The 25820-nt window shown below is 69.2% G+C and carries 28 protein-coding genes; 19 read left to right on the forward strand and 9 right to left on the reverse strand.

Annotation, left to right across the window (positions count from 1 at the left end):
- Positions 1–68 precede the first annotated feature (68 nt).
- From AB0C30_RS12860 to AB0C30_RS12875, 4 genes are read left to right on the forward strand one after another with little or no spacing between them, the layout of a single operon-like run.
- Positions 69–620, forward strand: a complete 552-nt coding sequence (locus AB0C30_RS12860; RefSeq protein WP_357942721.1) for a MarR family transcriptional regulator — start codon at positions 69–71, stop codon at positions 618–620.
- Positions 604–1542, forward strand: a complete 939-nt coding sequence (locus AB0C30_RS12865; RefSeq protein ID WP_357942723.1) for a tetratricopeptide repeat protein — start codon at positions 604–606, stop codon at positions 1540–1542. The genes AB0C30_RS12860 and AB0C30_RS12865 overlap by 17 nt, the downstream gene beginning before the upstream one ends.
- A gap of 9 nt (positions 1543–1551) precedes the next feature.
- On the forward strand, positions 1552–2181 hold the full coding sequence (locus tag AB0C30_RS12870; RefSeq protein WP_357942725.1) for a cytidylate kinase-like family protein: 630 nt from the start codon (positions 1552–1554) through the stop codon (positions 2179–2181).
- Between the two features lie 56 nt (positions 2182–2237).
- Positions 2238–3647, forward strand: coding sequence for an NAD-dependent malic enzyme (locus AB0C30_RS12875; protein WP_357942727.1), 1410 nt, complete (start codon positions 2238–2240; stop codon positions 3645–3647).
- Positions 3648–3901: 254 nt separating this feature from the next.
- Here the strand turns inward: AB0C30_RS12875 and AB0C30_RS12880 are convergent, their stop codons facing one another.
- Entirely contained in the window at positions 3902–5302 is a 1401-nt protein-coding gene (locus AB0C30_RS12880) for an MFS transporter (protein ID WP_357942729.1), read from the reverse strand.
- A gap of 66 nt (positions 5303–5368) precedes the next feature.
- Between AB0C30_RS12880 and AB0C30_RS12885 the strand changes: the two genes are divergently transcribed.
- Complete coding sequence (locus AB0C30_RS12885) at positions 5369–5980, forward strand: TetR/AcrR family transcriptional regulator (protein WP_357942731.1); 612 nt, start codon at positions 5369–5371, stop codon at positions 5978–5980.
- A 301-nt stretch (positions 5981–6281) separates the two neighbouring features.
- On the opposite strand, the gene AB0C30_RS12890 is transcribed toward AB0C30_RS12885, so the two are convergent.
- Positions 6282–6815, reverse strand: a complete 534-nt coding sequence (locus AB0C30_RS12890) for a hypothetical protein (protein ID WP_357942733.1) — start codon at positions 6813–6815, stop codon at positions 6282–6284.
- Positions 6816–6936: 121 nt separating this feature from the next.
- Between AB0C30_RS12890 and AB0C30_RS12895 the strand changes: the two genes are divergently transcribed.
- Positions 6937–7515, forward strand: a complete 579-nt coding sequence (locus AB0C30_RS12895) for a YqgE/AlgH family protein (RefSeq protein ID WP_225290402.1) — start codon at positions 6937–6939, stop codon at positions 7513–7515.
- A gap of 31 nt (positions 7516–7546) precedes the next feature.
- On the opposite strand, the gene AB0C30_RS12900 is transcribed toward AB0C30_RS12895, so the two are convergent.
- On the reverse strand, positions 7547–8158 hold the full coding sequence (locus AB0C30_RS12900; RefSeq protein ID WP_357942735.1) for a TetR family transcriptional regulator: 612 nt from the start codon (positions 8156–8158) through the stop codon (positions 7547–7549).
- 153 nt (positions 8159–8311) lie between these two features.
- Here AB0C30_RS12900 and AB0C30_RS12905 point away from each other — a divergent pair, with 153 nt between their 5' ends.
- From AB0C30_RS12905 to AB0C30_RS12930, 6 genes are all read left to right on the forward strand, one after another.
- A complete protein-coding gene (locus AB0C30_RS12905) occupies positions 8312–9922 on the forward strand; it encodes an MFS transporter (protein WP_357942737.1) in 1611 nt (536 codons plus the stop codon).
- A gap of 119 nt (positions 9923–10041) precedes the next feature.
- Positions 10042–10293, forward strand: a complete 252-nt coding sequence (locus tag AB0C30_RS12910) for a DUF3039 domain-containing protein (protein WP_357646610.1) — start codon at positions 10042–10044, stop codon at positions 10291–10293.
- 77 nt (positions 10294–10370) lie between these two features.
- Positions 10371–11354 (forward strand): zinc metalloprotease, encoded by a 984-nt coding sequence (locus AB0C30_RS12915; RefSeq protein WP_357942739.1) that lies wholly within the window; start codon positions 10371–10373, stop codon positions 11352–11354.
- A 75-nt stretch (positions 11355–11429) separates the two neighbouring features.
- Positions 11430–12956, forward strand: a complete 1527-nt coding sequence (locus AB0C30_RS12920) for an MFS transporter (protein ID WP_357942741.1) — start codon at positions 11430–11432, stop codon at positions 12954–12956.
- Between the two features lie 718 nt (positions 12957–13674).
- Positions 13675–14340 carry a hypothetical protein gene (locus tag AB0C30_RS12925; RefSeq protein WP_357942743.1) on the forward strand — a complete coding sequence of 222 codons (666 nt, stop codon included), beginning with the start codon at positions 13675–13677 and terminating at the stop codon, positions 14338–14340.
- Between the two features lie 133 nt (positions 14341–14473).
- The gene (locus tag AB0C30_RS12930) at positions 14474–16222 is read left to right on the forward strand and encodes a DEAD/DEAH box helicase (protein ID WP_357942745.1); all 1749 of its coding nucleotides are present in this window, start codon (positions 14474–14476) and stop codon (positions 16220–16222) included.
- On the opposite strand, the gene AB0C30_RS12935 is transcribed toward AB0C30_RS12930, so the two are convergent.
- Positions 16219–16386: a hypothetical protein gene (locus AB0C30_RS12935; protein ID WP_357942747.1), complete on the reverse strand. Its 168-nt coding sequence runs from the start codon at positions 16384–16386 to the stop codon at positions 16219–16221. The genes AB0C30_RS12930 and AB0C30_RS12935 overlap by 4 nt on opposite strands.
- 269 nt (positions 16387–16655) lie before the next feature.
- Here AB0C30_RS12935 and AB0C30_RS12940 point away from each other — a divergent pair, with 269 nt between their 5' ends.
- On the forward strand, positions 16656–17033 hold the full coding sequence (locus AB0C30_RS12940; protein WP_357942749.1) for an anti-sigma factor antagonist: 378 nt from the start codon (positions 16656–16658) through the stop codon (positions 17031–17033).
- On the opposite strand, the gene AB0C30_RS12945 is transcribed toward AB0C30_RS12940, so the two are convergent.
- The 3 genes from AB0C30_RS12945 to AB0C30_RS12955 form a co-directional block, all read right to left on the reverse strand.
- On the reverse strand, positions 17023–17697 hold the full coding sequence (locus tag AB0C30_RS12945; protein WP_357942751.1) for a hypothetical protein: 675 nt from the start codon (positions 17695–17697) through the stop codon (positions 17023–17025). The genes AB0C30_RS12940 and AB0C30_RS12945 overlap by 11 nt on opposite strands.
- 208 nt (positions 17698–17905) lie before the next feature.
- Positions 17906–18475 carry a nicotinamidase gene (locus tag AB0C30_RS12950; RefSeq protein ID WP_357942753.1) on the reverse strand — a complete coding sequence of 190 codons (570 nt, stop codon included), beginning with the start codon at positions 18473–18475 and terminating at the stop codon, positions 17906–17908.
- Between the two features lie 15 nt (positions 18476–18490).
- Entirely contained in the window at positions 18491–19774 is a 1284-nt protein-coding gene (locus AB0C30_RS12955) for a nicotinate phosphoribosyltransferase (protein ID WP_357942755.1), read from the reverse strand.
- Positions 19775–19811: 37 nt separating this feature from the next.
- On the opposite strand from AB0C30_RS12955, the gene clpS reads away from it, so the two are divergent.
- The 5 genes from clpS to AB0C30_RS12980 all read left to right on the forward strand — a co-directional run bounded on the left by clpS (position 19812) and on the right by AB0C30_RS12980 (position 22429).
- Entirely contained in the window at positions 19812–20114 is a 303-nt protein-coding gene (gene clpS / locus AB0C30_RS12960) for an ATP-dependent Clp protease adapter ClpS (protein WP_219526749.1), read from the forward strand.
- A 10-nt stretch (positions 20115–20124) separates the two neighbouring features.
- On the forward strand, positions 20125–20655 hold the full coding sequence (locus AB0C30_RS12965; protein WP_357942757.1) for a DUF2017 domain-containing protein: 531 nt from the start codon (positions 20125–20127) through the stop codon (positions 20653–20655).
- 10 nt (positions 20656–20665) lie between these two features.
- Positions 20666–21067, forward strand: coding sequence for a M67 family metallopeptidase (locus tag AB0C30_RS12970; protein WP_357942759.1), 402 nt, complete (start codon positions 20666–20668; stop codon positions 21065–21067).
- Between the two features lie 140 nt (positions 21068–21207).
- Positions 21208–21480, forward strand: coding sequence for a MoaD/ThiS family protein (locus AB0C30_RS12975; RefSeq protein ID WP_225290416.1), 273 nt, complete (start codon positions 21208–21210; stop codon positions 21478–21480).
- Between the two features lies 1 nt (position 21481).
- Positions 21482–22429: a cysteine synthase gene (locus AB0C30_RS12980; RefSeq protein ID WP_357942761.1), complete on the forward strand. Its 948-nt coding sequence runs from the start codon at positions 21482–21484 to the stop codon at positions 22427–22429.
- Between the two features lie 85 nt (positions 22430–22514).
- On the opposite strand, the gene AB0C30_RS12985 is transcribed toward AB0C30_RS12980, so the two are convergent.
- Both AB0C30_RS12985 and AB0C30_RS12990 read right to left on the reverse strand, forming a co-directional pair.
- Complete coding sequence (locus AB0C30_RS12985; RefSeq protein WP_357942763.1) at positions 22515–24341, reverse strand: DUF3352 domain-containing protein; 1827 nt, start codon at positions 24339–24341, stop codon at positions 22515–22517.
- Positions 24342–24511: 170 nt separating this feature from the next.
- Positions 24512–24835 carry a hypothetical protein gene (locus tag AB0C30_RS12990; protein ID WP_357942765.1) on the reverse strand — a complete coding sequence of 108 codons (324 nt, stop codon included), beginning with the start codon at positions 24833–24835 and terminating at the stop codon, positions 24512–24514.
- A 125-nt stretch (positions 24836–24960) separates the two neighbouring features.
- On the opposite strand from AB0C30_RS12990, the gene AB0C30_RS12995 reads away from it, so the two are divergent.
- Complete coding sequence (locus tag AB0C30_RS12995) at positions 24961–25752, forward strand: thioesterase family protein (protein WP_357942767.1); 792 nt, start codon at positions 24961–24963, stop codon at positions 25750–25752.
- The last annotated feature ends 68 nt before the right edge of the window (positions 25753–25820 follow it).

The following is a 25820-nucleotide window of genomic DNA, read 5'->3' on the forward strand; positions in this document are numbered from 1 at the left end:
CAAGCCGTGAGTCCGATCGCTCTCCGTAACCATACTAATCAGGACGAGCGGCGCGCTACGGTAGCGCTGTGTCGCAGCCCAAGCCGCTCAACCTGCCGTTCGATCCCATCGACCGCGCCGCGGAGACCTGGCGCGCTCACTTCGGGGCCTCCTCCGCCATGGCCGCCGTCACCTCGATCATGAGAGCCCACCAGATCCTGCTGTCGCAACTCGACTCGCTCCTCAAGCCGTACGGGCTGACCTTCGCCAGGTACGAGGCCCTGGTGCTGCTGACCTTCAGCAAGTCCGGAGCCCTTCCGCTGTGGAAGATCGGCGAGCGGCTCATGGTGCATCCGACGAGTGTGACCAACACCATCGACCGGCTGGAGAAGTCGGGATTCGTCTGCCGGATGCCCAATCCGCAGGACGGCCGCGGGGTGCTCGCCGAGATCACCGACGCCGGACGTGACGTCGTACAACGGGCCACGGCCGATCTGATGGCGGCGGACTTCGGTCTGACCATGTACGGCGAGGACGAGCTGCGGCAGCTCTTTGACCGGTTGCGCACGCTGAGGGTGGCGGCGGGTGACTTCTCCGCCGCGTCCATGCGGCAAGATGAGGAGCATGGCGGACTTCTCTAGGCCTGGGTCGCTCTACGGAGCCGTTGATCTGGGCGCGCGTAAGCAGGCACTCGAGGCACAGTCCCGGCGGGAGGCCGGGGGTCCCCAGGCGGCCGCGTCGGGTTCGATCATCGACGTGACCGAGGAGACGTTCACTACCGAGGTCATCGACCGCTCGATGAGCGTGCCGGTCGTCCTCGACCTGTGGTCGCCACGTGCTCCCGGTAGCGCCCAGCTCAGCCCGGTGCTGGAGAAAGTGGTCGGCGACATGGGCGGCCGGGCGATCCTGGCCAAGGTCAACGTCGACGGCAGCCCGCAGATCGCGCAGGCGCTGCGGGTGCAGGCGGTGCCGACCGTGCTGGCCATCTTCCAGGGGCAGGCCGTCACCGGCTTCCAGCAGGTGCTGCCCGAGCAGGAGGTGCGCCGCTGGCTCGACGAGCTGATGGGCGCCGTCGAGCAGTTCTACCAGGCCAACCCTGACGCCCGCCCGGCCGACGTGGGAGAGCAGCAGGACGAGCCCGCCGGCCCGCCCGCCGACCCCGACGTGCTGGCCGCCGAGGAGGCCGTCGACAAGGGCGACCTCGACGCCGCCGAGGCGGCCTACCAGCGGCTGCTGGCCCGCTCGCCGGCCAACGAGGACGCGAAGATGGGGCTGGCGGGGGTCGGCCTGATCAAGCGGACCGCCGACGTCGACCCGGCCGACGTGCAGCGTCGCCTGCAGGACCCGGCCGACATCGACGCCCAGCTGCTCGCCGCCGACCTGGAGATGCTGTCGGGCGCGATCGACGAGGCGTTCGACCGGATCATCGGCGTGGTCAAGCGCACCTCGGGCGACGACCGGGACAAGGCCCGGCGTCACCTGCTCGGCCTGTTCGACGCGCTACCCGCCGAAGACCCTTCTTTGGCCAAGGCACGTAGAGCTTTGTCCAGCGCGTTGTTCTAACCTGGTTATATGCGGGTCGTCACGATCTCGGCGACATATGGCACGGCCGGTAGCCACATAGGTCCGGCCGTGGCCGAACGCTTGGGCGTGCCCTTCGTCGACCGGGCCATCCCCAGCGCCGTCGCCGAGGAGCTCGGCTGCACGCTGGAGGAGGCGCTGGCCCACGACGACCGGGCCGAACACGGCCTCGGCCGGCTGCTCTCCGGCGCGATGCGGCTGCCGACGGTCACCTTCGGCGGCGTCGACATGTACGTCCCCGGCGCGATGCCGATCGCGCAGGAGGAGTTCGTCCGCCGTACCGAACGCCTGCTCGTGGACACGGCGCGGGACCGGGGCGGTGTCTTCCTGGGCAGGGCGGGGGCCCTGGTGCTGGCCGACCATCCCGGCGCACTGCACGTCAGGCTCGACGCTCCGCTCAAACGCCGGGTACGGCAGACCGCCACGCTGGGCGAGCTCAGCGAGCGCGAGGCGCGCAAGATCGTCGAGGACAACGACCGCGCGCGCACGGCGTACGTGCGCCACTTCTATCGGGCGGACCCGTCGGATTCGTCCCTATATCACCTGGTTATCGATAGTACGAGTATTCCTGTAGCGACGTGCGTAGATTTGATCGCGACGGCGGCCGAGGCACTCGACTGACCGAACCCGCCCTACCATGGGATAACTTCTTGGTCAGTCCCGAAGGAGCAATTGACGTGGCGACCGTCCCTAGTGTCTCGTACTCGATCACCGTGCGGCTTGAGGTGCCCGCAGGCGGCAAGGCCGTCAGCCAGCTCACCCACGCCGTGGAGTCGGCGGGTGGTGTGGTCACCGCGCTCGACGTCACCAACGCGGGTCACGAGAAGCTGCGCATCGACGTCACCTGCGCGGCCAGGGACACCGACCACGCGCAGGAGATCGTCGACCAGCTCGAATCCGTCGACGGCGTGGTCATCCACAAGGTCTCCGACCGCACCTTCCTCATGCACCTCGGCGGCAAGATCGAGATGGTGTCGAAGGTCCCGCTGCGCAACCGCGACGAGCTGTCCATGGCCTACACCCCCGGTGTGGCGCGCGTGTCGATGGCCATCGCGCGCAACAAGGAGGACGCGCGGCGCCTGACCATCAAGCGCAACACGGTCGCCGTCGTCACCGACGGCTCCGCCGTGCTCGGCCTGGGCAACATCGGCCCGGAGGCGGCGCTGCCGGTCATGGAGGGCAAGGCGGCCCTGTTCAAACGCTTCGCGGGCATCGACGCCTGGCCGATCTGCCTCGACACGCAGGACGTCGACGAGATCGTCCGCACGGTCCAGGTCATCGCGCCCGGCTTCGGCGGCATCAACCTCGAGGACATCGGCGCGCCGCGCTGCTTCGAGGTCGAGCGGCGGCTGCGCGAACTGCTCGACATCCCGGTCTTCCACGACGACCAGCACGGCACCGCCATCTGCGTGCTGGCCGCGCTCACCAACGCGCTGCGCGTGGTGGGCAAGCCCATCGAAGGCGTCAAGATCGCCATGGCGGGCGCGGGCGCGGCGGGCAACGCGGTGCTGCGCCTGCTGCTCGCGGCGGGCGCGCGCAACGTCATCGTCTGCGACTACCTCGGCGCCGTGCACAAGGGCCGCGACGACCTCGACGAGTCGCTCCACTGGATCGCCGACCACACCAACGCCGAAGGCTACTCGGGCGACCTGCGCGGGGCGGTCAAGGGCGCCGACGTGTTCATCGGGGTGTCCGCGCCGGGCATCCTGACCGGCGACGACATCGCCACGATGGCCGACGGCGCGGTGGTGTTCGCCCTGGCCAACCCGGAGCCCGAGGTGTCGCCCGACGACGCCCGCGAGCACGCGGCCGTGGTGGCGACCGGCCGCTCCGACTATCCCAACCAGATCAACAACGTGCTGGCGTTCCCGGGCGTGTTCCGCGGCCTGCTCGACGCCCAGGCGACCGAGGTGAGCCAGGAGATGCTGCTGGCGGCGGCGCACGCGCTGGCGGCCGTGGTGTCTCCGGAGGAACTCGGGCCCAACTACATCGTGCCCAGCGTGTTCCACCCGGACGTGGCGACGGCCGTGGCCGCCGCCGTCCGCGACTCAGCGGGTGGGCGTGCGCGGGGCTTCACAGAAGCCTGATTGCTTTTTAGAAGCAGACAATCGCCTTCTTTTACGGCACAGCCGCTCCCACCGCCACCCGCCGACCGGGGTTGAGGGCCTCCAGGAAGACGGCCGCTGACCGGTGCGTGGCCGGGCGCCGTTACGGCGTCTTCTGAGCCGGTGGCGACGTTTTCGTGACCGGCGGGATGCTGCGGTAGTCCGCCCGCAGGACGAGGTTGTGGCGCCGGCCGTGGGTGGTGACCGGTCCCCGGCGCCCGCCTCGTCGGAGATGTTCAGCGGCCGGCTGGCTGCGTTCCTGTGCGATCTTCCCTGCTGAGCGCGGTGTGGGCGGCCATGGCCAGGACCAGGGCCGCGTTGATCAGGACCGCGGTCGTCACTCCTCGCAGGATCGTGCCCATGGCGGCCGTTGCTATCGCGCTCATGATCGGGATGCCCATCGTGATGCCGATCTGCTGCGTCATGGTGGCCAGTCCCGTCGCCAGGCCCTGTTCGGAGGCGGGCAGGCCCGAGGTGGCGGTCACCATGAAGGCGACGATCGCCAGCATGTTGCCGACACCGCCGACGAAGGTGGCCACCAGGAGCAGCCAGATCCAGCCTGCCTCCGGGCCGAGCAGGGCCAACGCCGCCGTCGCCGCGGCCTGCACCGCGAAGCCGGTCGCCAGTGTCCTGCGGTTGCCGAGGCGGGACAGCACGCGCGGGGCCGCGAGTCCGCCGAGAACCGTGCCGAGCCCGAGCACGCCGAACGCCATCCCCGTGGCCAGGGGCGAGTAGCCGAGGACCTTCTGCAGGTAGAGGGTCATGAGGAAGACCAGTGAGGTTTCCGTGGCGAACGCGACCAACCCCGCGAGGTTGCCCCACTTCACGCTGGCCCTGGCCAGGATCGTCACCGGCACCAGCGGTGCCTGCGCCCGCCGTTCGACGAACCAGAACGCGACCAGCAGCCCCGCCCCCGCCAGCAGCCCGCCGATCCCGGCCGGGTCGGCGAAGCCGTGTTCGCCCGCGCGGGTAAGTCCGTACACCAGGGCCAGCAGGCCCGTGGTCACTGTCACCGCGCCCGGAAGGTCCATCTTGGGCCGATCCGCGGGGCGGCTCTCGGCGGGCAGGGCCGGGGCGGCGGCCAGGACGGCGAGCGCGACCGGGACGTTCACGAAGAACGCCCACCGCCAGCTCAGCAGGTCCGTCAGCAGCCCGCCCAGGATCGCTCCGGAGGTGAATCCGGCTGACATGAGCGCCCCGTTCAGTCCCAGGGCGCGCGCCCGCAGCGGCCCCTCGGGGAACGAGGTGGTCAGCAGCGCCAGAGCGGCCGGGGTGACGGCGGCGGTGGCCAGCCCCTGGGCCACCCTGGCGACCAGGAGCATGCCGTGCGAGCCGGCCAGCCCGCCGGCCAGCGAGGAGAGCCCGAGCAGCGCCATCCCGCCCAGGAACAACCGGCGTCGTCCGAACAGGTCCGCGATCCGGCCGAACAGCAACGTGAACCCGGCCGCCGCGAGCGCGAACGCGGTCGCCACCCACTGCAGGTCGGCCAGCTCGAACCCGAGTCCGGCGCCGATCACCGGCAGGGCGACGTTCAGGATGGAGAAGTCGACGGCGAGCATGAACTGGGAGCCGAGCAACAGCACCAGGACCAGCCGCTGCCGCCCCGTCATACGGACGGCTTGCAAGGCCACGGACATGTCATCCCCCTAATGGGTCTCTAGTTCCGTTAAGATGAGATGACGCTAGCACGCTAAGGAGCCTTAATGGAACAGGATTCCCGTTTGGCTGGAACGGTGCGCCCCGGTGGCCGCACGGCCCGGGTCCGGGCGGCGGTTCTGGAAGCCACCCAGGACGAGTTGGTGCTCCACGGCTTCCACGGCCTCAGCATGGATGCGGTGGCCGCCCGGGCGGGCGTCGGGAAGACCACGGTCTACCGCCGCTGGGCCGGTACGGCGGGCTTGGTGGCCGACCTCATGACCGAGCTGGCCGACCAGTCCGCCGCGCACGCGGACACCGGCACGATCGAGGAGGACCTGCGCGCCAACGCCCTGAGCGTCCTGGCCGCCATCACGGACGAACGCCTGGGCGCCACGCTGCAGGCCGTCATCGCGGCGGCCACCTGCGACAAGGAGGCGGCGGCCGCCCTGAGCACCTTCTACGAGCGCCGGATCGCGGAGTGGGGCAAATCAATCGACCTGGCGATCGGGCGCGGCGAGCTCCCGGAGGGCACCGACGGCCACGAGGTCATCCGGGCGATCTCGGCCCCCCTCTACTACCGCCTGCTGGTCACCAAGGAGCCGGTGGACAAGGCGACGGCCGAGCGGTCGGCGACGCGCGCTCTCGTGGCGGCCCGCAACGGGGCCTTCATCGGGTGACGGCCTTGCCGGTCGTGTCGCCGTACGGGATCAGGCGCGAGATACCCGATGCTCGCCACGCTCCGGCTGCACCACGAGGAGGCCTCCGGCCACGCCGAACACGGTGTCGGGCGAGCCGTTCACCGCGGCGCCCCTGACAGTGATCCTCTCGCTGACCGCGCTGCTCGCCGCCCTGATCCGCCTCCGCGACCGCGACCTGGGCTGAACTGCTTGATGTCCGATTTCCACTAGGTCGTACGGGATGGACTGTGCGCGACCAGGGCGTACGGGATCAGGTAGTGCGGGCTCGGGTCGTGTGGGATCAGAAGGATCCGCGTGGCCAGATGGAGCTGTACCACCAGAAGACCGCGCCCGTGAGGAGCAGACCGCCCGCTGTGGCGAGTTTGGTGAGCAGGTCGGTCGGCGGGCCGGTGCGGGGAAGGTGGCGGTCCTGGTGTCCGGTGCGGGGGAGATGGCGGCCCCGGTGCCTGGAGCAGGTGTTGCGTACCCGCGTCGAGTCGATCAGCGCGTCAGGGTGGCCGGCCGTGACCGAGAACGCCTCGATCTCCCTGCTGTGGCCCCGGCGGACATGGACGTTCCGGGTCACCGACTTGCGGGCGGGGATGGATCCGGTGGCGAGGCTGGTCGAGCCGGCCTTGAGGTCGAAGCGGGCCGGCTCGCGAGTCTGGTTGCGCAACGTGACCAGCGTCCGCCCGCTCCCGCAGTCGGTCCACCCGGCGGACATCGTGAACGGGTCACCGGGATGGGATCCCGCCCAGGCCCCCATGGTCGCGGGGAGGAGCAGCCACGCGCCGAGTGGCAGGAGGGCGAGCGTGCGACGGTTCGCGATGGGCATTAGCTCCTCCCGAGCCCCACAGGATGGCGATCTTGATACCTATGGTGCCCATATGACTACAGAAAGTAACATCCAGGTGGTGGGGGAGCGAGATGTGGGGTTGACCCTTCATGATGGAGGTATGGCGGAAGCGATCTACGTCGGCGGTTTACTGGTGGCGACGCCGCTTCTCGACGACCCCAACTTCCGTCGTAGCGTCGTGCTGATCCTCGAACACGACCTCGACGGCGGCACTCTCGGCGTAGTGCTGAACAGGCCGAGCGACATCTCGGTGACGCAGGTGCTGCCGGTGTGGGACCCGCTGGTGACCGGGCCACCGGTGCTGTTCGAGGGCGGTCCGGTGCAGACCGACAGCGCGCTGGCCCTGGCCGCGGTGCCGAGCGGCGAGGAGCCGCTGGGCTGGCGCAGGCTGCACGCGGGCACACCCGCCGTCTCCCGCCTGGGCACCGTCGACCTGGACGCGCCGCCGGAGATCCTGCAGGGCGAGATCGCGCAGATGCGAATCTTCGCCGGTTACGCCGGCTGGACGTCCGGGCAACTGGCGAGCGAGATCGCCGAAGGGGCTTGGTACGTCGTCGACTCGGAGGTGGGCGACACCTTCCACACCGACCCCGGCTCCCTGTGGCGCAACGTCCTGCGGCGTCAGCCGGGCGAACTGGCCTTCGTGGCAACCTGCCCGGACGACCCGACACTGAACTAGCGGTGTCCGCGAGCGACGATCCGGCGCCGAGCTAGACGTCCCAGCCGGGGCGGAAGGCGTTCTGGGCGAGTTCGAGGGTCTCCTCCATGCGGTCCACGATGATCCGTACGTCCGTCAAGTCGGCCTGCGGGCACTCGAACCCGACCCGGAGGATCGACATCGCGAACGCGACGATAAGGTGCGAACGCTGATCGGTCGCAACGTCGACGCCCCTGCGGGCGGCGATCTCGACGGCCAGGCGCCGCTCCGTCTCCGCGCCTCTGGCGACGGACAGGCCGACCAGGCGCGGATTCTCCTCAAGAAGCCGCCGCAACTTCAGGAATCTCGCCGTGTCCTCGGGTGTTGAGTCGTCCATGTCGTGCGCGACCGCGCGCACCGCGTGGATCATCGAGGTGAACGGGGGCTCATCGGCCGGGCGGGTCCGCAGGGTCTCCTGCATGATCTCCTCGCCCTGGTCGTGGTACCAGAGCACGAGATGGTCCTTGCTGGTGAAGTAGCGGAAGAACGTCCGCGGGGAGATCTCGACCGACCCCGCTATCTGGTCCACGGTGGTCGAGTCGTACCCTTGTTCGAGGAACAGGTCGAGCGCGGCGTCGAGGATCGCCAGGCGCGTCTTCTCCTTCTTGCGTTCCCTTAGACCCACTTGCGTCACTCCCTAGAAACCTTCCTGTCATAGTGTGCCATAAGTCATAGTCCGACAAATAAAACTCGTTTGTCATCTGTCATGGACTGCCATAGATTACCTGAGGCTTAAGTGACTTATGCCCCGTTATGGGGCGGCATTGAGGGGGACTTCATGGCTCACGCGAGGACGGTCGACGCGCCGTCGTCGCCCGGCCCCAGGGAGACGGGGACCGGGGGCGGCAACCCATGGCTGGTGCTTCTGGCGGTCTGCCTGGGCGTCATCATGGTGATGCTCGACGGCACAGTGGTCGGCATCGCCAACCCGTCCATCCAGCACGATCTGGGCGCTTCGCTGTCCGATCTGCAGTGGGTGACCAGCGGTTACCTGCTGGCGCTGGCGGTGTTCCTGATCACGGCGGGCAAGCTCGGGGACCTGTTCGGACACAAGCGTGTCTTCCTGATCGGCGTTGCGGGGTTCGCGCTCTCCTCGATCGGCATCGGCCTCAGCCAGCAGCTGTCGGACATCATTCCTGGCCTGTCGCCGGTCGGCGCGCTGATCGCGCTGCGCGTGCTGCAGGGCCTGTTCGGCGCCCTGCTTCAGCCTGCCGCCCTTGCCCTGCTGCGTGGTGCCTTCCCCGGTGAGAAGCTGAACGCGGCCATGGGCGCCTGGGGCGCCATCATCGGCCTGTCCAGCGCGGCCGGCCCGATCGTGGGCGGCGTCCTGGTCGAGAACGTCAGCTGGCAGTCCGTCTTCTTCATCAACGCGCCGGTCGGGATCATCGCCCTGATCATGGGCATCTTCCTCATCAAGGAGAACCGCGTCCCGTCGCTGGCCAGGATCGACTGGCTCGGCGTGGTGCTGCTGTCGGGCGCGATGTTCGCGCTCGTCTGGACGATCATCAAGGCCCCCGAGTGGGGCTGGGGTGACAGCACGACGCTCGCCTTCATCGCCGGCTTCGTGGTGCTCATCGCCGCCTTCATCTTCTGGCAGAGCAAGGCCAAGGAGCCGCTGGTCCCGTTGTCGCTGTTCAAGAACCCGTCCATCTCCATCGGTACCGTGCTGATGATGATGGTGGCGTTCGCGATGTTCGGCGCGATGTTCTTCCTCGGCTTCTTCTTCCAGGGCGTTCACGGTCTGAGCCCGCTGGACGCGGGCCTGCGCATGCTGCCGATGAGCGCCGGCATGATCGTGGCCTCGCCGCTGGCCGGCATGATGATCGGCAGGGTCGGCCCGAAGATCACGATGGCCACCGGCCTGCTGATCACCGCGGCCGCGATGTTCCTCATGTCGCAGCTGAGCATCGACGCCTCGTTCATCGAGAGCGGCATCCCGTTCGTACTGCTGGCGTTCGGCCTCTCGCCGGTCTTCGTCGGCGCCACCGAGATCATCGTGGGCAACGCCCCGATCCAGCTCAGCGGTGTCGCGGGCGGTCTGCAGCAGTCGGCCATGCAGGTCGGCGGCGCGCTCGGCACCGCGATCCTGGGCGCCGTCATGGCCTCCGAGATCTCCAGCAAGCTGCCCGGCTACCTCGGCCAGACGGCCAAGGGGCTCCCGGCGGACCAGCTGTCGCTGCTGGAGAAGGCCGCCGCGTTCGGCGGGCTCCCGGCCGGCACCCCGCAGCAGCTCCAGAAGCTGGTGGGCGGGGCCGTGCACAATGCGTTCATGGACGGCATGCACCTGGCCTTCCTGGTCAGCACCTGCATCGCGGTCCTCACCGCGGTCCTGGCGCTGTTCGTCAAGAGCGGCCGCAAGACCGAGGGCGCGCCGGTGCACATGGGCTGACCCTTCTTTTCATCTGTACGGCCCTCGCCTGGTGGCGGGGGCCGTACGCGTGTCCAAGGGGTGGGCTGAACGATCTCGACCGGGAAGACGCGCTCGGAGGCGGGCATAGACTCGGTGGCGTGAGCACGAAGATCCTCCCTGAGCAGGAGACCACCCCGCGGACGTCGCATGGCGACGGCGATCATGAGCGGTTCGCGCACTACGCGGACAAGCACAAGATCACCGAGAGCATGGTAACCGGCACGCCGATCCGGGCCCTGTGCGGCAAGGTCTGGGTGCCCAGCCGCGACCCCAAGAAATATCCGGTGTGCCCCGAGTGCAAGGAGATCTACGAGGGGCTGCCGTCGGGCGGCGACGACGACAACGAGTGAGTGTTGATCACGTGTGATCACCCACGGTAGAGCTACGGTCTGCATACGGACCTACTCATACCGTAACGGGGGATTGCATGGCCCGGCGCGCGACCGCCGTCTCGTTGGCATGCCTGCTCGCGGCCGGGCTCACACCGCCGCTCCGTCCCGCCTCGGGGGCCCCGGCCGCACCTGACTGCGCCGCCGCGGACTCGCCGCGCGAGGTGGGTCTGCGCGCTGCCCACGATGGCGCCGTGGCCCGCGACGGTGGGTTGCCCAGGCCGGGTGGGGGGCTGGGGGACGATCCGCGGTCCTTGGGGCCGCGGCAGCCCAGGCCACGGGACGTCGAGCAGGTGCTGGACGAGCTCGCCCAGCGGCTCGCCGGAGTGACGGTCCCGGACGAGGTGATCGTTCCTACCTGGGTGCACGTACTCACCGACGGCGCCAGGCGGGCCTCCAACGCGGACGTCAGGGCGCAGATCGACGCGCTCAACTCCGCCTACAGCGGCGCGCTGGGCGGCGCCGCCACCGGGGTGCGCTTCCGCCTCGACGGCATCTCGGTCAAGGAGGACGCCTCCTGGTTCATCGACCCGATCGGCAACGAGCGCGCCATGAAGTCCGCCCTGCGCCGCGGCGGCCCCGAGACCCTGAACCTCTACATCGGCCAGCTGGGCGACCTCGTCCTCGGCTTCTCCACCTACCCCTACTGGTACAAGGACAGCCCCACCCTCGACGGCGTCGTCATCGACTGGCGCAGCCTGCCCGGCGGCGCGCTGGTCAACTACAACCGCGGCTACACCGGCGTACACGAGATCGGCCACTGGCTCGGCCTCTTCCACACCTTCGAGAACGGCTGCGCGTACCCGGGCGACGGCATCGCCGACACCCCACCCGAGGCCAGGCCCACGGAAGGCTGCCCAGACTCCAAGGAGACCTGCGCGGAGCGGGGTCTGGACCCCATCCACAACTACATGGACTACGCGCATGACCGGTGCATGTGGGAGTTCACGGCTGAGCAGGCGAAACGCATGCACCAGATGTGGGCCGTCTACCGGGGTCGGGGCTCGCTGCCCGCCCTCTGACGGGGCGTCGCGATGACATGGGCGTCGCGCTGATGGCGCGTCGTCCTGAAATAGCGGCACAACTAGGATGTTTGGGTGACAGCACCGAAGGCACTCGACACTCCGTACGATCAACCTCGCATCTTCGGTTCGGCCTATCGGACGGCCACCATCGGCATCCTGCTGGTGATCACGCTGATCGCCTTCGAGGGCATGTCGGTGGGCGTCGTCATGCCGGTCATCTCCCAGCAACTCGACGCGCTCGACCTCTACGGCCTGAGCTTCTCGGCCTTCCTCATCGCCAGCCTGTTCGCGAACGTGGTGTCCGGGCTCTGGTCGGACCGGCGGGGGTACACGATCCCGTTCCTGGTCGGGGTGGTGCTGTTCGTGGTCGGGATGGGGCTGGCGGGGGCGGCGTCGACCAAGGTGTTGTTCCTGGCCGCGCGGGCCGTGCAGGGGCTGGGCGCGGGATGCACGATCGTCGCCGTGTACGTGATGATCGCCCGGGTCTATCCGGCCGACGTGCGGCCGAAGGTGTTCGCGGGGCTGTCGGCGGCGTGGGTGGTGCCCGCCATGGTCGGGCCGGCCGTGGCCGGATTCGTGGCGGACACGTGGGGGTGGCGGTGGGTGTTCTTCGGGATCATCCCGCTCGTGGTGCCTGCCCTGGTCATGCTGGTCCCCGCCCTGAACAAGCCCGCCCACGAGCCGGACGCGTCCCACGCCTCCGGGGACGCGGGCTCGGCCGACTTGCCCGGCTCGTCGGTGCCGTCCGGGTCGTCCGGGTCGTCCAGGTCATCGGGCTCGCTCGGCTCATCCGATTCGTCTGGCTCGTCTGGCGCGGGTGGTGGGTCGGTGGAGGGGGCGCGTTCCAGGCCGTTGGCGATGACCGTGGCCGCCACCGCCTCAGCAGGTGGGGCGGGCGTGTTGCTGTACGGCGTGGACAAGCTTCATGTCTCGCCGGTGCCGAGCGCCGTCGCGGTCCTGGTGGGGCTGATCTGCCTCGGGTACGGCCTGGCCAAGCTGCTGCCGCCGGGCGCTCTGCGCTTCAGCCGGGGGCTGCCGACCACGATCATGATGCGGGGCCTGTTCTCGGCGGCCTTCTTCGGCGTGAACTCCTTCATTCCCCTCGCCCTCCAGCAGGTCAAGTCGTTCGGCCCCACGGCGGCGGGCATCGCGCTCACGACCGGGGCCCTCGGCTGGTCGACCGGGTCCTACCTGCAGAGCAGGCGCTCGGTCGAGCCGCACAGGCGGATCAGGATGGGAGCCGCCTGCGTCATGACGGGGGTACTGCTCGGGCTGCTGTCGGTCCTGCCCGGGGTCACCGGCTGGGTCGCGGTGCCGGCGTGGATCGTGGCGGGGTTCGGCATGGGCATAGGAATGACCACGGTCAGCGTCACGGCGCTCAAGCAGTCGCCGGTCAACGAGCAGGGGGCCAACTCCGCCGCGCTCTCGGTGACGGACATGCTGGGGTCCGCGCTGGCGGTGGGGCTCGGCGGCGCGTTGATCAACGTCATCGGGCACAGCCCGGGGATGATCGCGCGGGGCTTCGTGGTCATCTGCTGTCTGATGTCGGCCATATCCCTCGCGGCGACCCTTCTCGCCTCTCGCACTCGTTCCGACTGACCCGGTTCAAGGGTGATTCTTGTCCCTCCTGTCACAGCGATCACGGAACGCCGGACCCGGGCGGGCAGGAGTGATAGGACAGCGGGCAGGAGGTGTCATGGAGGACGATCGCCGCGTTTGGCCGCCGAGCTCGGGAGCCAGGCACCGCCGTACACCTCCCGCACCTCCACCCGACGACCCCGAGCCCCCGCAGTCGTCCGAGCCCCAGTCCCAACGCTCATCTGACCCCCAGCCCCAGCAGCCATCTGACCCCGAGCCTCAGCGGTCATCTGGCACGGCGTCTCAGCGGCGCGAGGAGGCGCCGAGTCCGGGGCGCAGGGGCGGGGATCCGTACCCGCGGGTCGGGCGGCGGGAGCCCGTACGCGATGGCGGGTCCTCGCGGCGGGGCGCCCCGCGCGATGACGAGGCCGCGCGGAACCCTCTACGCGAGGACGGGACGGCGCGGGACCCTCTACGCGATGGCCGGGCCGCGCGGGATCCCCTGCGCGAGGGCCAGGCTTCACGGCGGGACCCCCTGGACGATGACGGTTCCTCACGGCGGGGCCCCGAGCGCGATGGCGGGGCCGCGCGGCGCGGTCCCCTGGCCGGGGGGCTCGGGTGGGTGCGGCGGGGGTCTGCAAGCGACGATGACGAGGTCGGTGGGGGGTATTCGTGGCACGGGAGGGGCGATCCCGAGGGCGAGGAGGGGGACGAGCCGGAGGATCTCTGGAATCCGCGGTTGCGGCGCACCGCCGGGCGAGGGCTCGAGCGGGACGACGGCGATCCGCAGGTGCCCTGGGAGTCCCTGCCCCCGTCCGCCCGCCACTACGGGGTGCCCGCCGATCCCGGCCTGTCAGGGCGGGTACGGGGGCGCCGGTGGCGGCGGCCTGCCGGGGCGGTGCTCACACTGCTCCTGGCCACCGGGCTGATCGCGGCGCTGGTCATGGTCGTACTGCGGCTGGTCGCCCCAACGCCCGCGACGGCGAGCCTGAGCGACTCTCGGGCGGGGGTGACGATCACGCTGCCGGCGGGGTGGCAGGAGGCCGGGGTGCCGCCTGTGACCGGATTCACTTCGGCCGCCAGGAGCGGAGGCGCGCTCGTCATGGCCAGGCCGGTCCCCGATCCCACGGCCGACGTGACGAAGGCCACAAAGGACGCGGCGGAGCTGTACTCCAGGCTGCTGCTCAAAGGCGACAAGGTCGACATCGTGGAGGACAAAGTTCTCCCGCAAGGGCACACGCGTGCGCTACGAGCGCAATACCAGGATGTGGCGAACACACCCGCCTACCTACGTGTCACACTCCTCACCCGGGACGGCAAGGCAGTGCTGCTCGTTGGCCTGCTCCAACCCGAAGAAACCACCCGAAGGCAGGCGCTCGACGCGGTGATGTCGAGCGTGCGATAAGCCCCGTACGCCCCTTAGCACGCAAGGATGAGCTTGGCCAGGATCCCCGGTGCACGGCACGTCTTGTCGGTGGGCCCGATTACTCTTGGGTCACTGTGAGACAGCGAAGCACACGAACCCCAGAGGTGATGCGGTGAGCACCTTCGCCGCATCCCACCTTTCGCCTTCCTACCCCGACCGCGCCGCATGGGGCACCGCCCCCAAGTTGCGTGCCTGGCAGCAGGAGGCGTTCGACCTGTATTTCAGGCGCGAGCCGCGTGACTTCCTCACCGTGGCGACGCCGGGCGCGGGCAAGACGACCTACGCCCTGCGCATCGCCAGCGAGCTGCTCGCCAATGGGGTGATCCGGGCGATCACCATCGTCACTCCCACCGAGCACCTCAAGCGCCAGTGGGCCGACGCCGCCAGCAAGGTCGGCATCGGCATCGACCCCGAGTTCAAGAACAGCCAGGGCGCCACCTCCCGCGACTACACCGGCGTGGCCGTGACCTACGCGCAGGTCGCCATGCACCCCGCCCTCCACAGGGCGCGCACGGAGGCCCGCAAGACGCTCATCATCTTCGACGAGATCCACCACGCGGGCGACGCCAAGTCGTGGGGCGATGGCATCCGTGAGGCGTTCGAGCCGGCCACTCGCAGGCTCCAGCTGACCGGCACGCCCTTCAGGTCCGACGACAACCCGATCCCGTTCGTCGGCTACGAGGAGGACACCGAGGGGCTCAAGCGCAGCGTCTCCGACTTCTCCTATGGCTACGGCCCGGCCCTCGACGATGGCGTCGTCCGGCCGGTCATCTTCCTGGCCTACTCCGGGGAGATGAAGTGGCGCACCCGCGCGGGCGACGAGCTCGCCGCCACGCTGGGCACGCCGCTCACCAAGGACCAGCTCTCCCAGGCCTGGCGCGCCGCGCTCGACCCCAAGGGCGACTGGATCCGCCAGGTCATGGAGGCCGCCGACCGGCGGCTGACGGAGGTGCGGCGCGGTGTCCCCGACGCCGGTGGCCTGGTCATCGCGACCGACCACGAGGCGGCCCGCGCCTACGCCCGGCACCTGCGCAACATCTCCGGCGAGGGCGCCACCGTCGTGCTCTCCGACGATCCGGGGGCGTCGAACAAGATCAAGCAGTTCGCCGCGTCCAATGATCGCTGGCTGGTGGCGGTCCGGATGGTGTCCGAAGGCGTCGACATCCCGCGGCTGTGCGTGGGCGTCTACGCCACTTCGACCTCCACGCCGCTGTTCTTCGCCCAGGCGGTCGGGCGTTTCGTGCGGGCCCGCAAGCGCGGTGAGATGGCCTCGGTGTTCCTGCCCTCGGTGCCGACCCTCATGGGCCTGGCCAACGAGATGGAGCTGGAGCGCGACCACGTGCTCAACCGCCGTCCGCCGGAGGACGGGCTGGACGACAGCCTGCTCGAACAGGCCAACAGGAAGAAGGACAATCCAGACGTCCTTGGTGACGAGCTGCCGTTCGAGATGATGGAGACCTCGGCGACGTTCGACCGGGTGCTCTACGACGGCGGCGAGTTCGGCACCGGGGCGGAGGTCGGTTCGGCGGAGGAGGAGGACTTCCTCGGCCTGCCCGGCCTGCTGGAGCCCGACCAGGTGGCCACGCTGCTGCGCAAGCGGCAGTCGGACCAGCAGGCGGCCAAGGCCAAGAAGGCCGAGAGCGCACCGCCCGCGCTGGCGCCGCACGAGCAGATCGCCGAGCTCCGGCGGGAGCTCAACGGCCTCGTGGGCGCCTGGAACCACCGCACCGGCCAACCCCACGGCGTCATCCACTCGGACCTGCGCCGGGCGTGCGGCGGGCCGCCCATCGCCCAGGCCACGGCCGCCGAGATCCAGGAGCGGATCGCCAAGATCCGCCAGTGGGCCACCCAGCGGCGCTAGCGCAGCCGCCCGGCGAGGGGGTTCCCTCCTCGCCGGGTGACCAGGCCGACGTGGTCGTCCACAGGCACGTCCTGGACCAAGCCGACCTGGTCGCCCACGTCCACGTCCTGGACCAGGCCGACGTGATTGCCCATGTCCTGGACCAGACAGACGTGATCGTTCATGTCCTGGACCAGGCGGGCGGAGATGAACCCGTCTCGCCGGGTGACCCCAAGCCGGGCGTGATAGGGATCTTCGCGATCCGGTGGCCGTGGGCCCCGAATAGTGTCACGGTTAGGACACGGCAGCGAAGAGCCTGTTCATGGCCGTGCCGGGCGCCGATCCAGAGGTGAGTAACACAGTTGGTCACATCGCGGTGGCCTTTCGGCGGACGCCCAGCCGCATCGGCTACGACCCACGATGGCTGCCTTGGATGAACAGAAGGATTTCTTCCATGTCAGCTGGGGCCACGGGTAAATCGACGTTCGTCGTCACTTCCGGCCTCTCGGGAAACGCCATCGTCACCCGGCTGAACGGCGATCTCGACGCCTCCGCGGTGCCCGTCTTCCGGGAGCACATGGAGCGCGTCTGGGCGCACCCGGCGATGCCCGTCCTGATCATGGACCTGCGGGAGATCACCTTCTGCGACTCCCTGGGGATGAACGAGCTGGTCGAAGTGCTGCAGCGGTGCGAGGCCAGGGGGACCCGGTTGCTGCTGGGCGGGGTTCAAGGGGTCATGGGGCGGGTGCTGTTCATCACAGGGCTGCGGCACGCGTTCGAGGTCTACGCCGATCTGGACGAGGCGCTGCGGCAGGGCTCCGTCATCTCATAGGACGTCGTCTGTCGGTCGCGGCTGGCACGCCAGGATGTCCGTCGGTCGCTGCTGGGGTTCCAGGATGTTCAGCTGAGGTGCCGGGACGTTCCGCGGTCCCGGCTGAGGTGCCCGGACGTTCCGCGGTCCCGGCTGAGGTGCCAGGACGGTCGTCGGTTGCGGCTGGGATGCGGTGGCCGGTGCGGCCGTCGACCGGGCTGAGCCGCGCGGGGGCCGGCGGGTCGAGCGGCACTCGCAGCGAGGCGGCGCCCCCGACAACGTGTACGGGCACCGTACGCGCCTCCTTGCCCTCGCCGACCGTCGGCCCTTCGCGGATCCAGACGCGCAGCCCGCGTCCCTTGGGGCGGAGCGTGACCTGCGCCGTCGCGCACTCGTCGGGCGCGGCGGGCCAGGACAGCGTGAGATCGTCGCGCGCGCCGCTCAGCCGGGCCGTCTGCGGCATCGGCGTACGCGCCGCGCACGCCATCGAGAACACGCTCGGTGGCGCCTCATGGGCGACGACCGCGGCTTCCCGCTCCTCGGCGGTCATCGCGACCGTGGCCGCCTCCAGCAGTGCCAGCGTCACCACGGCCCCGACCCTGGCTCCGTTGCGTCCGCGGACGAGCACCCAGAGGCTGAGCGGGGCGAGCAGCAGCCAGGCGAGGCCGAGGGAAAAGGTGAGCATGGGGAACCTCACACCAGAAAGAAGTCATATCGCTCTCCGTGGCGGGGTGGGCGCGGAGAGCGTTCGCCTTCTGGATATCACATGACCGCAGCGTCGCGCATCGCGTACTCTTCGTGGCTGACGCTCCACGCGGCCTGCGATGGGCGGCACACGAACGGCGCGCGAGAGAAAGTCGCCGCGCGAAAGAAAGTCAGCGTGCGAAAGAAAGTCAGCCCACGGACGGTGTGCCCTGCAGGACGGCGCCCGCGGCCCTCAGTTCCGCCAGCGCGCGGTCCGTGGTCTCCCGTGCCACCCCGGCCGTGAGGTCGAGCAGCACACGTACGGCCAGGCCGTGCTGGACCGCGTGGAGCGCCGTGGCGCGGACGCAGTGGTCCGTGGCGATCCCCACCACGTCCACCTCGCTCACCCCGTGCTCGTCCAGCCAGGCGGCCAGCGACACGTCGTCACCGGAGGTGCCCTCGAACCCGCTGTACGCGGCGGCGTGGGCGCCCTTGGAGAAGACCTCCTCCACCGCCGAGACGTCGAACGCCGGGTGGAAGTCCGCCCCCGGCGTGCCCGCGACGCAGTGCGCGGGCCATGTCGTCACGTAGTCGGGGGTGTCGGAGAAGTGGCCGCCCGGGTCGACGTGGTAGTCGCGGGTGGCCACCACGTGGTCATAGCCGTGGTCGTCCACGTAGCGGGTGATCGCGGCGGCCACCTCGGAACCGCCCGCCACGGGCAGACTCCCGCCCTCGCAGAAGTCGTTCTGCACGTCCACGATGATCAGCGCGGTCCCCATACGAAGCACCATACGTCAGGCGAACTCCGTGGCGATCGCCGCATACCCCCTGCCAAGGTGCAGCGCCTCCTGGGGCAGGTGTGCGATCGTCTCGGCGTGTCGCTCGCGGGCCGCGGTCAACGGCTCCCTGCCGATGACCTCGCCGTCTCGTACGAGCTGGTGCAGCAGCCGCACACCGCCCTCCGGCGCCGGCCCCGACGTGGTGATCAGCTCGGTGTCGGCGTGCCCGCTCTCGTCGAACAGGCGGTAGGACTCCTTGCGTCCCCCACGCGACGGCTTGCCGACCGACCGCTTGGCGACCGGCTCCATGACGCCCGCCGCGGTTTCGCGCGCCACCAGCTTGTACACCAGCGCGGCGGTGGGCACGCCCGAGCCCGTCACCAGCGAGGTGCCCACGCCGTAGCCGTCGACGGGGGCGGCGGCCAGGGCGGCGATGGCGTACTCGTCCAGGTCGGAGGTGACCACGATGCGCGTGTTGAAGGCGCCGAGCGCGTCGAGCTGCTCGCGTACCTCCTGCGCGGCCGCCGCCAGGTCGCCCGAGTCGATCCGCACCGCGCCCAGCTTGGCGCCGGCCAGCTCGATCGCCGTGCGGACCGCGTCGGCCACCTCGTAGGTGTCGACCAGCAGCGTGGTCTCCGGGCCGAGAGTGGCGATCTGGGCCTCGAACGCGTCCCGCTCGGAGTCGTGCAGCAGCGTGAACGCGTGCGCCGCCGTACCGGCCGTCGGTACGCCGTAGACCCGCCCGGCCATCAGATTGGAGGTGGAGGCGAACCCGGCGATGTAGGCGGCGCGGGCGGCGGCCACGGCGGCCCACTCGTGCGTACGGCGCGAGCCCATCTCGATGATCGGGCGCTTGCCCGCCGCGTTCGTCATCCGGGAGGCGGCGGAGGCGATGGCGCAGTCATGATTGAGGATGGAAAGGGTCAAAGTCTCCAGGAGTACGGCCTCCGCGAACGTTCCTTCCACCACCATGATCGGGGAGGCGGGGAAGTAGACGTCGCCCTCGCGGTAACCGTAGACGTCTCCGGAGAACCGGTAGCCGGCGAGGAAATCGAGGGTCGCCTCGTCGACCACCTCGTTCTCCCGCAGATAGGTCAGCTCTTCGTCACCGAAACGGAAGTTCTCCAGCTCGTCCAGGACACGTCCCGTCCCGGCGACAACCCCGTAGCGCCGTCCGCCCGGTAGATGCCGGGCGAACACCTCGAAAACCGCCCGCCGGTGGGCGGCGCCGCTCCGCAGTGCCGCCTGAAGCATCGTCAGTTCATAGTGATCTGTGAGCAACGCAGTGCTCATGGTCATTGCCACGACTCGAAGACTACGGCCGGGGTAGGGCAGGATGGGGGATGTGGGTAGCACTGCTCCAATGGCCGTCGAGCGTCCGTCAACGGACGTCCGGCCCGACCTGCCATGGGTGACGATCGTCTGGAACGACCCGGTCAACCTCATGTCCTACGTGACGTACGTCTTCCAGACGGTGTTCGGCTACTCCAAGGAGAAGGCCGAAAAACTCATGATGGACGTGCACAAGAAAGGCAAAGCCGTCGTGTCCAGCGGCACCCGGGAGGAGATGGAGCGCGACGTGCAGATCCTCCACTCCTACGGGCTGTGGGCGACGGTTCAGCCGGATTCGGTCAAGTGAGGCGGCACACGTGAACTCGGGGTTCTCGACGCGGGACGGCGGTGGCGTCATCGCGGAGTTCGAGGCGGCGGAGGTGTCGATCCTGCGCTCGCTGGTCACCCAGGTGCTCGGTCTGGTGGCGCCGGGCGAGACGGGCGACGACCCGCTGGAGCGGGCGCTCGGGATCGGCGTCGGGGCCGGGGCGGCGCCGTCCGATCCGGTGCTCGCCCGCCTGTTCCCCTCGGCCTACCAGGATGAGAAGGAGGCGGCGGAGTTCCGCCGCTACACCGAGGCGACGCTGCGCGACGGCAAGCGCGCCGACGCGCAGACCATGCTCGACAGCGCCAGGCCGGGCCGCAGCGAGCTGTCGCCCGAGCAGGCCCAGGCGTGGCTGCGTTCGCTCAACGACGTACGGCTGGCCCTCGGCACCAAGCTCGAGGTGACCGAGGAGATCCACGACGAGATCGCCACGATGTCCGAGGACGACCCTCGTTACCCGGCCTACGTCACCTACGACTGGCTGACCTACCTGCAGGACACCCTGGTCCGGGCCCTCTGGTAATTTCCCCGACATGCTGACCATCTCGCAGGAACTCGTGGACAAGATCATTGCCCACGCGCGGGCCGACCACCCGGACGAGGCGTGCGGCGTGATCGCGGGACGGGGCGGGGTGCCCGAGCGGTTCGTCCCGATGGAGAACGCCGAGCGCTCGCCCACCTTCTACCGCTTCGACTCGCTGGAGCAGCTGCGCGTCTGGCGCGAGATGGACGACCGCGACGAGGAGCCCGTCGTGATCTACCACTCCCACACGGCGACCGAGGCCTACCCCTCGCGGACCGACGTGACCTACGCCTCAGAGCCGGACGCCCACTACGTTCTGGTCTCGACCAGGGACGAGAACGAGACGGAGTTTCGCTCGTACCGGATCCTCGATGGGGCGATAACAGAGGAAGAGGTAAGGTTCGTACCATGATGGTCCGGCCGGTGCAGAGCTACCTCTTCGCGCATACCCCGGCTGTCGTCGTCTACGACTGTCGCTGATCAGGAATCCGTGTTCAGCCGTCGGCGTTGCTGCCGATGGGACGACGACCTGACCCGAGGAGACTGACCGCGATGGCCATCGAGGTTCGCATTCCGACCATTCTTCGTACGTACACCGCCGGCGCCAAAGCCGTCGACGCCGAGGGCGCCACCCTCGACGAGCTGATCAGCAACCTTGAGTCCCTGCACCCCGGGATCAAGGACCGCCTGGTCGACCAGGGCAACCTGCGCCGCTTCGTCAACGTCTACCTCAACGACGAGGACGTGCGCTTCCTCGGCGGCCTCGGCACGCCCGTGTCCGACGGCGACACGGTGACCGTGCTGCCCGCCGTCGCCGGCGGGTGACATGCGCTTCGAATCGTTGATCGACTCGGTCGGTCGCACGCCGCTCGTCGGCCTTCCCCGGCTCTCGCCGTCGGCCGAGGTACGCCTCTGGGCCAAGCTCGAAGACCGCAACCCGACCGGGTCGATCAAGGATCGGCCCGCGCTCTGGATGGTCGAGCAGGCCGAGAAGGACGGGCTGCTCACACCCGGCTGCACGATCCTGGAGCCCACCAGCGGCAACACCGGCATCTCCCTGGCGATGTCGGCCAAGCTCAAGGGCTACAAGCTGATCTGCGTCATGCCGGAGAACACCTCCGAGGAGCGCCGCCAGCTGCTGCGCATGTGGGGGGCGGAGATCATCTCGTCCGCAGCGGCCGGGGGCTCCAACGAGGCTGTACGGGTGGCCAAGGAGCTCGCGGCCGAGCACCCGGACTGGGTGATGCTCTACCAGTACGGCAATCCGGCCAACTGGCGCTCCCACTACAAGTCGACCGGACCCGAGATCCTTGAGGACCTGCCCACCGTGACCCACTTCGTCGCCGGGCTCGGCACGACGGGGACCCTCATGGGGGTGGGGCGCTTCCTGCGCGAGCGCGTGCCCGGCGTGCGGATCGTGGCCGCCGAGCCGCGTTACGGCGAGCTGGTCTATGGGCTGCGGAACGTGGACGAAGGGTTCATCCCGGAGCTCTACGACGAGTCCGTGCTCACCACGCGGTTCTCGGTGGGCTCGGCCGACGCGCTGCGCCGTACCCGCGAACTGCTCGCCGCGGAGGGGATCTTCGCCGGGGTGTCCACGGGGGCGGCGCTGCACGCCGCTCTGGGCGTGGCCGCCAAGGCGGTGAAGGCGGGGGAGAGCGCCGACGTCGTCTTCGTGGTCGCCGACGGTGGCTGGAAGTACCTGTCCACGGGCGCCTACGAAGGCACCCTGGACGAGGCCGAGCACCGCCTCGAAGGCCAGCTCTGGGCATGACAGCGACCGCCTGACAGCGACCGCATGACAGTGGCCGCATGACAGTGGCCGCCCCCCAGGTAGGGGGCGGCCACTCGTGTTCGTGCTAGTTGAACAGGACCCGCAGCGAGAAGGTGGCCTCGGTGGCGGTCTGCTTGCCGCTCATACCGACCGCCTTCAGAACCTGGGCGTTGGCCTTGTCGTCGCCCTCCATGCTCTGCAGGTAGTACTTCTCGACCTTGTCGAGGTCCACGAACAGGGCGAAGGTGGCATCGTCGCCGTCCGGGATCGCGGTCTTGAAGGTCTCGCTCTCGCCGAGCGTGCCCTCCCCGCCCAGAGCCTTGGCGTACTCGTCGGTGGTCGCCACCGTGAACGTGCCGTCACCCGCGACCTTGGCGAGCTGGGGAGCGGGCTGACCGCTGGACGTCATGGCCTTCTGGATCTTGTCGTAGACGGCCTGCGCCTTGGCCGGATCCGTCGTGATGCGGAGGCCGCCCTTGATCTTGTCACTGTCCAGGCCCTGGGCGTCGACCGCGAGGGTCAGGTTCTTGCCGAGGATCGTGGCCAGATCGTCGGGCAGCTGCAGGCCGTAGGTCTGCTTGGCCTGGTCGATGAACTGCTTGAACTGGGCCCCCGCCGGCGACGCCGCGACGGACTGCTCGATCTCGGCCCACTTCTTGGTGATGATCTGGTCGAGGCCCGAGTAGGACAGCGCGCCCGCGGTCGAGGCGGGAAGCGTCGACAGCTTGCTGGGCTCCAGGTCACCGTCGATCATGCCCTCGGCGCCGCTGACGATACCGGCCAGCTCGGCGTAGGAGCTGTCGAAGCGGAGCGCTCCGGCGAACCTGGCGTTCTTGACCTGCTCGAGCGCCTTGGCCTCTTCGCTCGACTTGTCGGTCACGGCCAGCTCGCCGACCTTGCCGAGGTGCGCCCAGTACGACAGCACGCCCTGCTCACCGAGCGCGTTCACGTCGTCGTTGAACTCGGCGTTGTCGGCGAGGCTGGTGGTCTCGGCGGCGTACTTGTCGGCCAGCGACTGGCTGGAGGTCACCAGCGCGTAGTCGTCACGGAAGGCCAGGCCGAACTTCTCCTTGCCCATCAGCTTGGTGATGCCCGCCTTGGCCTGCGCCTCGTCCTTGACCTGGACGGCCACGGCGTAGTCGGGCTCCTTGCCGCCCGACGGGACGATGGCCAGGCCGATCCTGCTGCCCAGCCAGGGGTCGACGTCCTTGGCGAAGTCGACCTTGGAGAAACCGCTGTCCTGCGTCAGGTCGAAGAGCGCCTGGCGCGGGTCGTCACCCTTGAAGGTGTCCTTGGTGACGGTGAACTTCCTGGCGATCTGGAACAGCGCCACCTTCTGGTTGGCCGCCGGGTCCAGGTCGAGCCGTACATAGGCGATCGAACTGGCGGGCAGCACCTCGTGCGGCTGCGTGCCGCCGCCGCCGATCGCGCCGACCGCCCAGACCGCGCCGCCGCCGAGCAGGACCACGGCCAGCGCGGAGGCGATGGCGATGATCCAGCCCTTGCGGCTCTTCTTGGCGGGCTCGGCGGGGCCGAAGCCCTCGGGGCCCTGCTGCTGCCAACCGGCCTGGCCGTACTGTTCCTGCTGGCCAAACGCCTGTTGCCCAAAGCTCTGCTGCCCGTACTGGGGGGACTGCTGCCCGTAGGACGGCTGCTGTCCTGTCGGGGCTTGCTGGCCGTACGTGGGGGCCTGCTGGCCGTACGAAGGCGGCTGCTGCCCATATTGGGGCTGTTGCTGGCCATATGGCTGCTGGCCGTATGAAGGCTGTTGCCCATACTGGGGGCCCTGCTGCCCGTAAGACGCCTGCTGCCCATAGGACGGCTGCTGCCCTGTCGGGGCTTGCTGGCCGTACTGAGGCTGCTGGTAGGACTGCTGCGGAGGATACGGCTGGCCCTGTGATGACAATGGCATTGTCGGTGGGTTCTCGGGCTGCTGCTGCTCCTGGTTCCAGCGGTATGCCGTCGTCCGATTCGGATCCTGGCCACTCGGGGGATTATTAGCAGACATCACTCAACTCACAATGTGGACTTATGACCACAGAGACGGTAGCTGATGTTGCTAGACGGACGCTTGCAATGTACTTAGACCCGTGAGAGTTCCTTTCGAGAAGTGCTGATGTGCACCTCTCCGCCGTCGTGATCGGTGACGCTCGACCATGGGACGAAAGTGGATCCCACATAAAGCACCCGCGCCAACGCCCGGGAGAACCAGCCCCAGCGGCCGTGCAAGTCGCGAGTCAGGCAGAGCAGGGGCCTGCGGTGGGCCGAGACCACCAGGCCGTAGACGGTGGCGCTCTGTTGCAGTTCGCCTTTGTGCTTGATCACGCGGATGTCGACGACGTGGCCGACCCACACCCCGTTGGGGTCCCAGACCGACTGCCCGATGAGTTCGGTAACGCTTCCCATGATCGAACTGTCTCAGCGAGAGGGCGTTTTCGCAGGTAGGCACGCTGATGGCCCGATGTTCTGGGTCTGCAATAGACTGTGTGGCTACTAGAATATAGTTCCAGATTGATTCGAGGGCGGCACCGATGACCAAGTTCGACGAGGCCACGCAGGCGATCCGGGTCGACGAGACCACCTACGACGTCTGCCTCGACCCCGGCTATGTGATCGGTGGCCCGCTCAACGGCGGCTACCTGCTGGCGGTGATCCTGCGCGCGGTCGTGGACGCGTCGCCGTTCGAGCACCCGGTGAGCACGTCCGCCCAGTTCCTCAAGGCGCCCGTGCCCGGCCCCGCCCGGGTCCGGATCGAGCAGCTCAAGGCGGGCAGGACGGCGGCCTTCACCCGGGCGACGCTCGTCCAGGACGGGGTGGCGCAGATCGAGAGCCTGATCACCACGGCCACGTTGCACGACGTCGAGCCCACTTACGCTGATAAATCCATCTATGTCATGCCGCGGCCGGAAGAATGCGCCAAGCTGCCCGAGCCCAAGCCCGAGTCCAACATGACGCTCAACGCCCGGATGGAAATGCTCTTCGACCCGCCCACGATCGGCTGGCTGACCGGCGAGCCCAGCGGCCGGCCCGAGTCCAGGGCGTACTTCAGGATGGCCGAGCCCCAGGACCCCGACCCCTACGTGCTCGCGCTGGCCGTGGACGCGCTGCCGCCCGTGGTGTTCTCGGCCGGAGCGCGGGGCTGGGCGCCCACCGTGGACCTCACCTGGCACCTGCGGGCGCTGCCCGCCCCCGGCTGGCTCACGCTGATCGGCAGCGGCCGCCTCATCTCGGACGGCTGGTTCGACGAAGAGGTCGAGGCGTGGGACTCCGAGGGCAGGCTGGTCGCCCAGTGCCGCCAGCTCGCGCGGGTGGGCCGCGGCTGACGCGCTGACTGTGAGCATTCAACTGTGAGCATTCTTACGCAGTGAGAATGTCGCAGGTCGCCTACCCT

The organism is Nonomuraea sp. NPDC048901, assembly GCF_040649695.1.
In the GTDB taxonomy this organism is placed as follows: Bacteria; Actinomycetota; Actinomycetes; order Streptosporangiales; family Streptosporangiaceae; genus Nonomuraea.

Coding starts and splice junctions, on each gene's coding strand:
- clpS (WP_219526749.1), top strand. CDS start 19,812: ATGGGGGATGTGGGTAGCACTGCTCCAATGGCCGTCGAGCGTCCGTCA.
- AB0C30_RS12895 (WP_225290402.1), top strand. CDS start 6,937: ATGGCGGAAGCGATCTACGTCGGCGGTTTACTGGTGGCGACGCCGCTT.
- AB0C30_RS12945 (WP_357942751.1), bottom strand. CDS start 17,697: ATGCTCACCTTTTCCCTCGGCCTCGCCTGGCTGCTGCTCGCCCCGCTC.
- AB0C30_RS12990 (WP_357942765.1), bottom strand. CDS start 24,835: ATGGGAAGCGTTACCGAACTCATCGGGCAGTCGGTCTGGGACCCCAAC.
- AB0C30_RS12885 (WP_357942731.1), top strand. CDS start 5,369: ATGGAACAGGATTCCCGTTTGGCTGGAACGGTGCGCCCCGGTGGCCGC.
- AB0C30_RS12870 (WP_357942725.1), top strand. CDS start 1,552: ATGCGGGTCGTCACGATCTCGGCGACATATGGCACGGCCGGTAGCCAC.
- AB0C30_RS12980 (WP_357942761.1), top strand. CDS start 21,482: ATGCGCTTCGAATCGTTGATCGACTCGGTCGGTCGCACGCCGCTCGTC.
- AB0C30_RS12935 (WP_357942747.1), bottom strand. CDS start 16,386: ATGAACGATCACGTCTGTCTGGTCCAGGACATGGGCAATCACGTCGGC.
- AB0C30_RS12915 (WP_357942739.1), top strand. CDS start 10,371: ATGGCCCGGCGCGCGACCGCCGTCTCGTTGGCATGCCTGCTCGCGGCC.
- AB0C30_RS12940 (WP_357942749.1), top strand. CDS start 16,656: ATGTCAGCTGGGGCCACGGGTAAATCGACGTTCGTCGTCACTTCCGGC.
- AB0C30_RS12995 (WP_357942767.1), top strand. CDS start 24,961: ATGACCAAGTTCGACGAGGCCACGCAGGCGATCCGGGTCGACGAGACC.
- AB0C30_RS12975 (WP_225290416.1), top strand. CDS start 21,208: ATGGCCATCGAGGTTCGCATTCCGACCATTCTTCGTACGTACACCGCC.
- AB0C30_RS12950 (WP_357942753.1), bottom strand. CDS start 18,475: ATGGGGACCGCGCTGATCATCGTGGACGTGCAGAACGACTTCTGCGAG.
- AB0C30_RS12970 (WP_357942759.1), top strand. CDS start 20,666: ATGCTGACCATCTCGCAGGAACTCGTGGACAAGATCATTGCCCACGCG.
- AB0C30_RS12865 (WP_357942723.1), top strand. CDS start 604: ATGGCGGACTTCTCTAGGCCTGGGTCGCTCTACGGAGCCGTTGATCTG.
- AB0C30_RS12880 (WP_357942729.1), bottom strand. CDS start 5,302: ATGTCCGTGGCCTTGCAAGCCGTCCGTATGACGGGGCGGCAGCGGCTG.
- AB0C30_RS12890 (WP_357942733.1), bottom strand. CDS start 6,815: ATGCCCATCGCGAACCGTCGCACGCTCGCCCTCCTGCCACTCGGCGCG.
- AB0C30_RS12985 (WP_357942763.1), bottom strand. CDS start 24,341: ATGCCATTGTCATCACAGGGCCAGCCGTATCCTCCGCAGCAGTCCTAC.
- AB0C30_RS12905 (WP_357942737.1), top strand. CDS start 8,312: ATGGCTCACGCGAGGACGGTCGACGCGCCGTCGTCGCCCGGCCCCAGG.
- AB0C30_RS12955 (WP_357942755.1), bottom strand. CDS start 19,774: ATGACCATGAGCACTGCGTTGCTCACAGATCACTATGAACTGACGATG.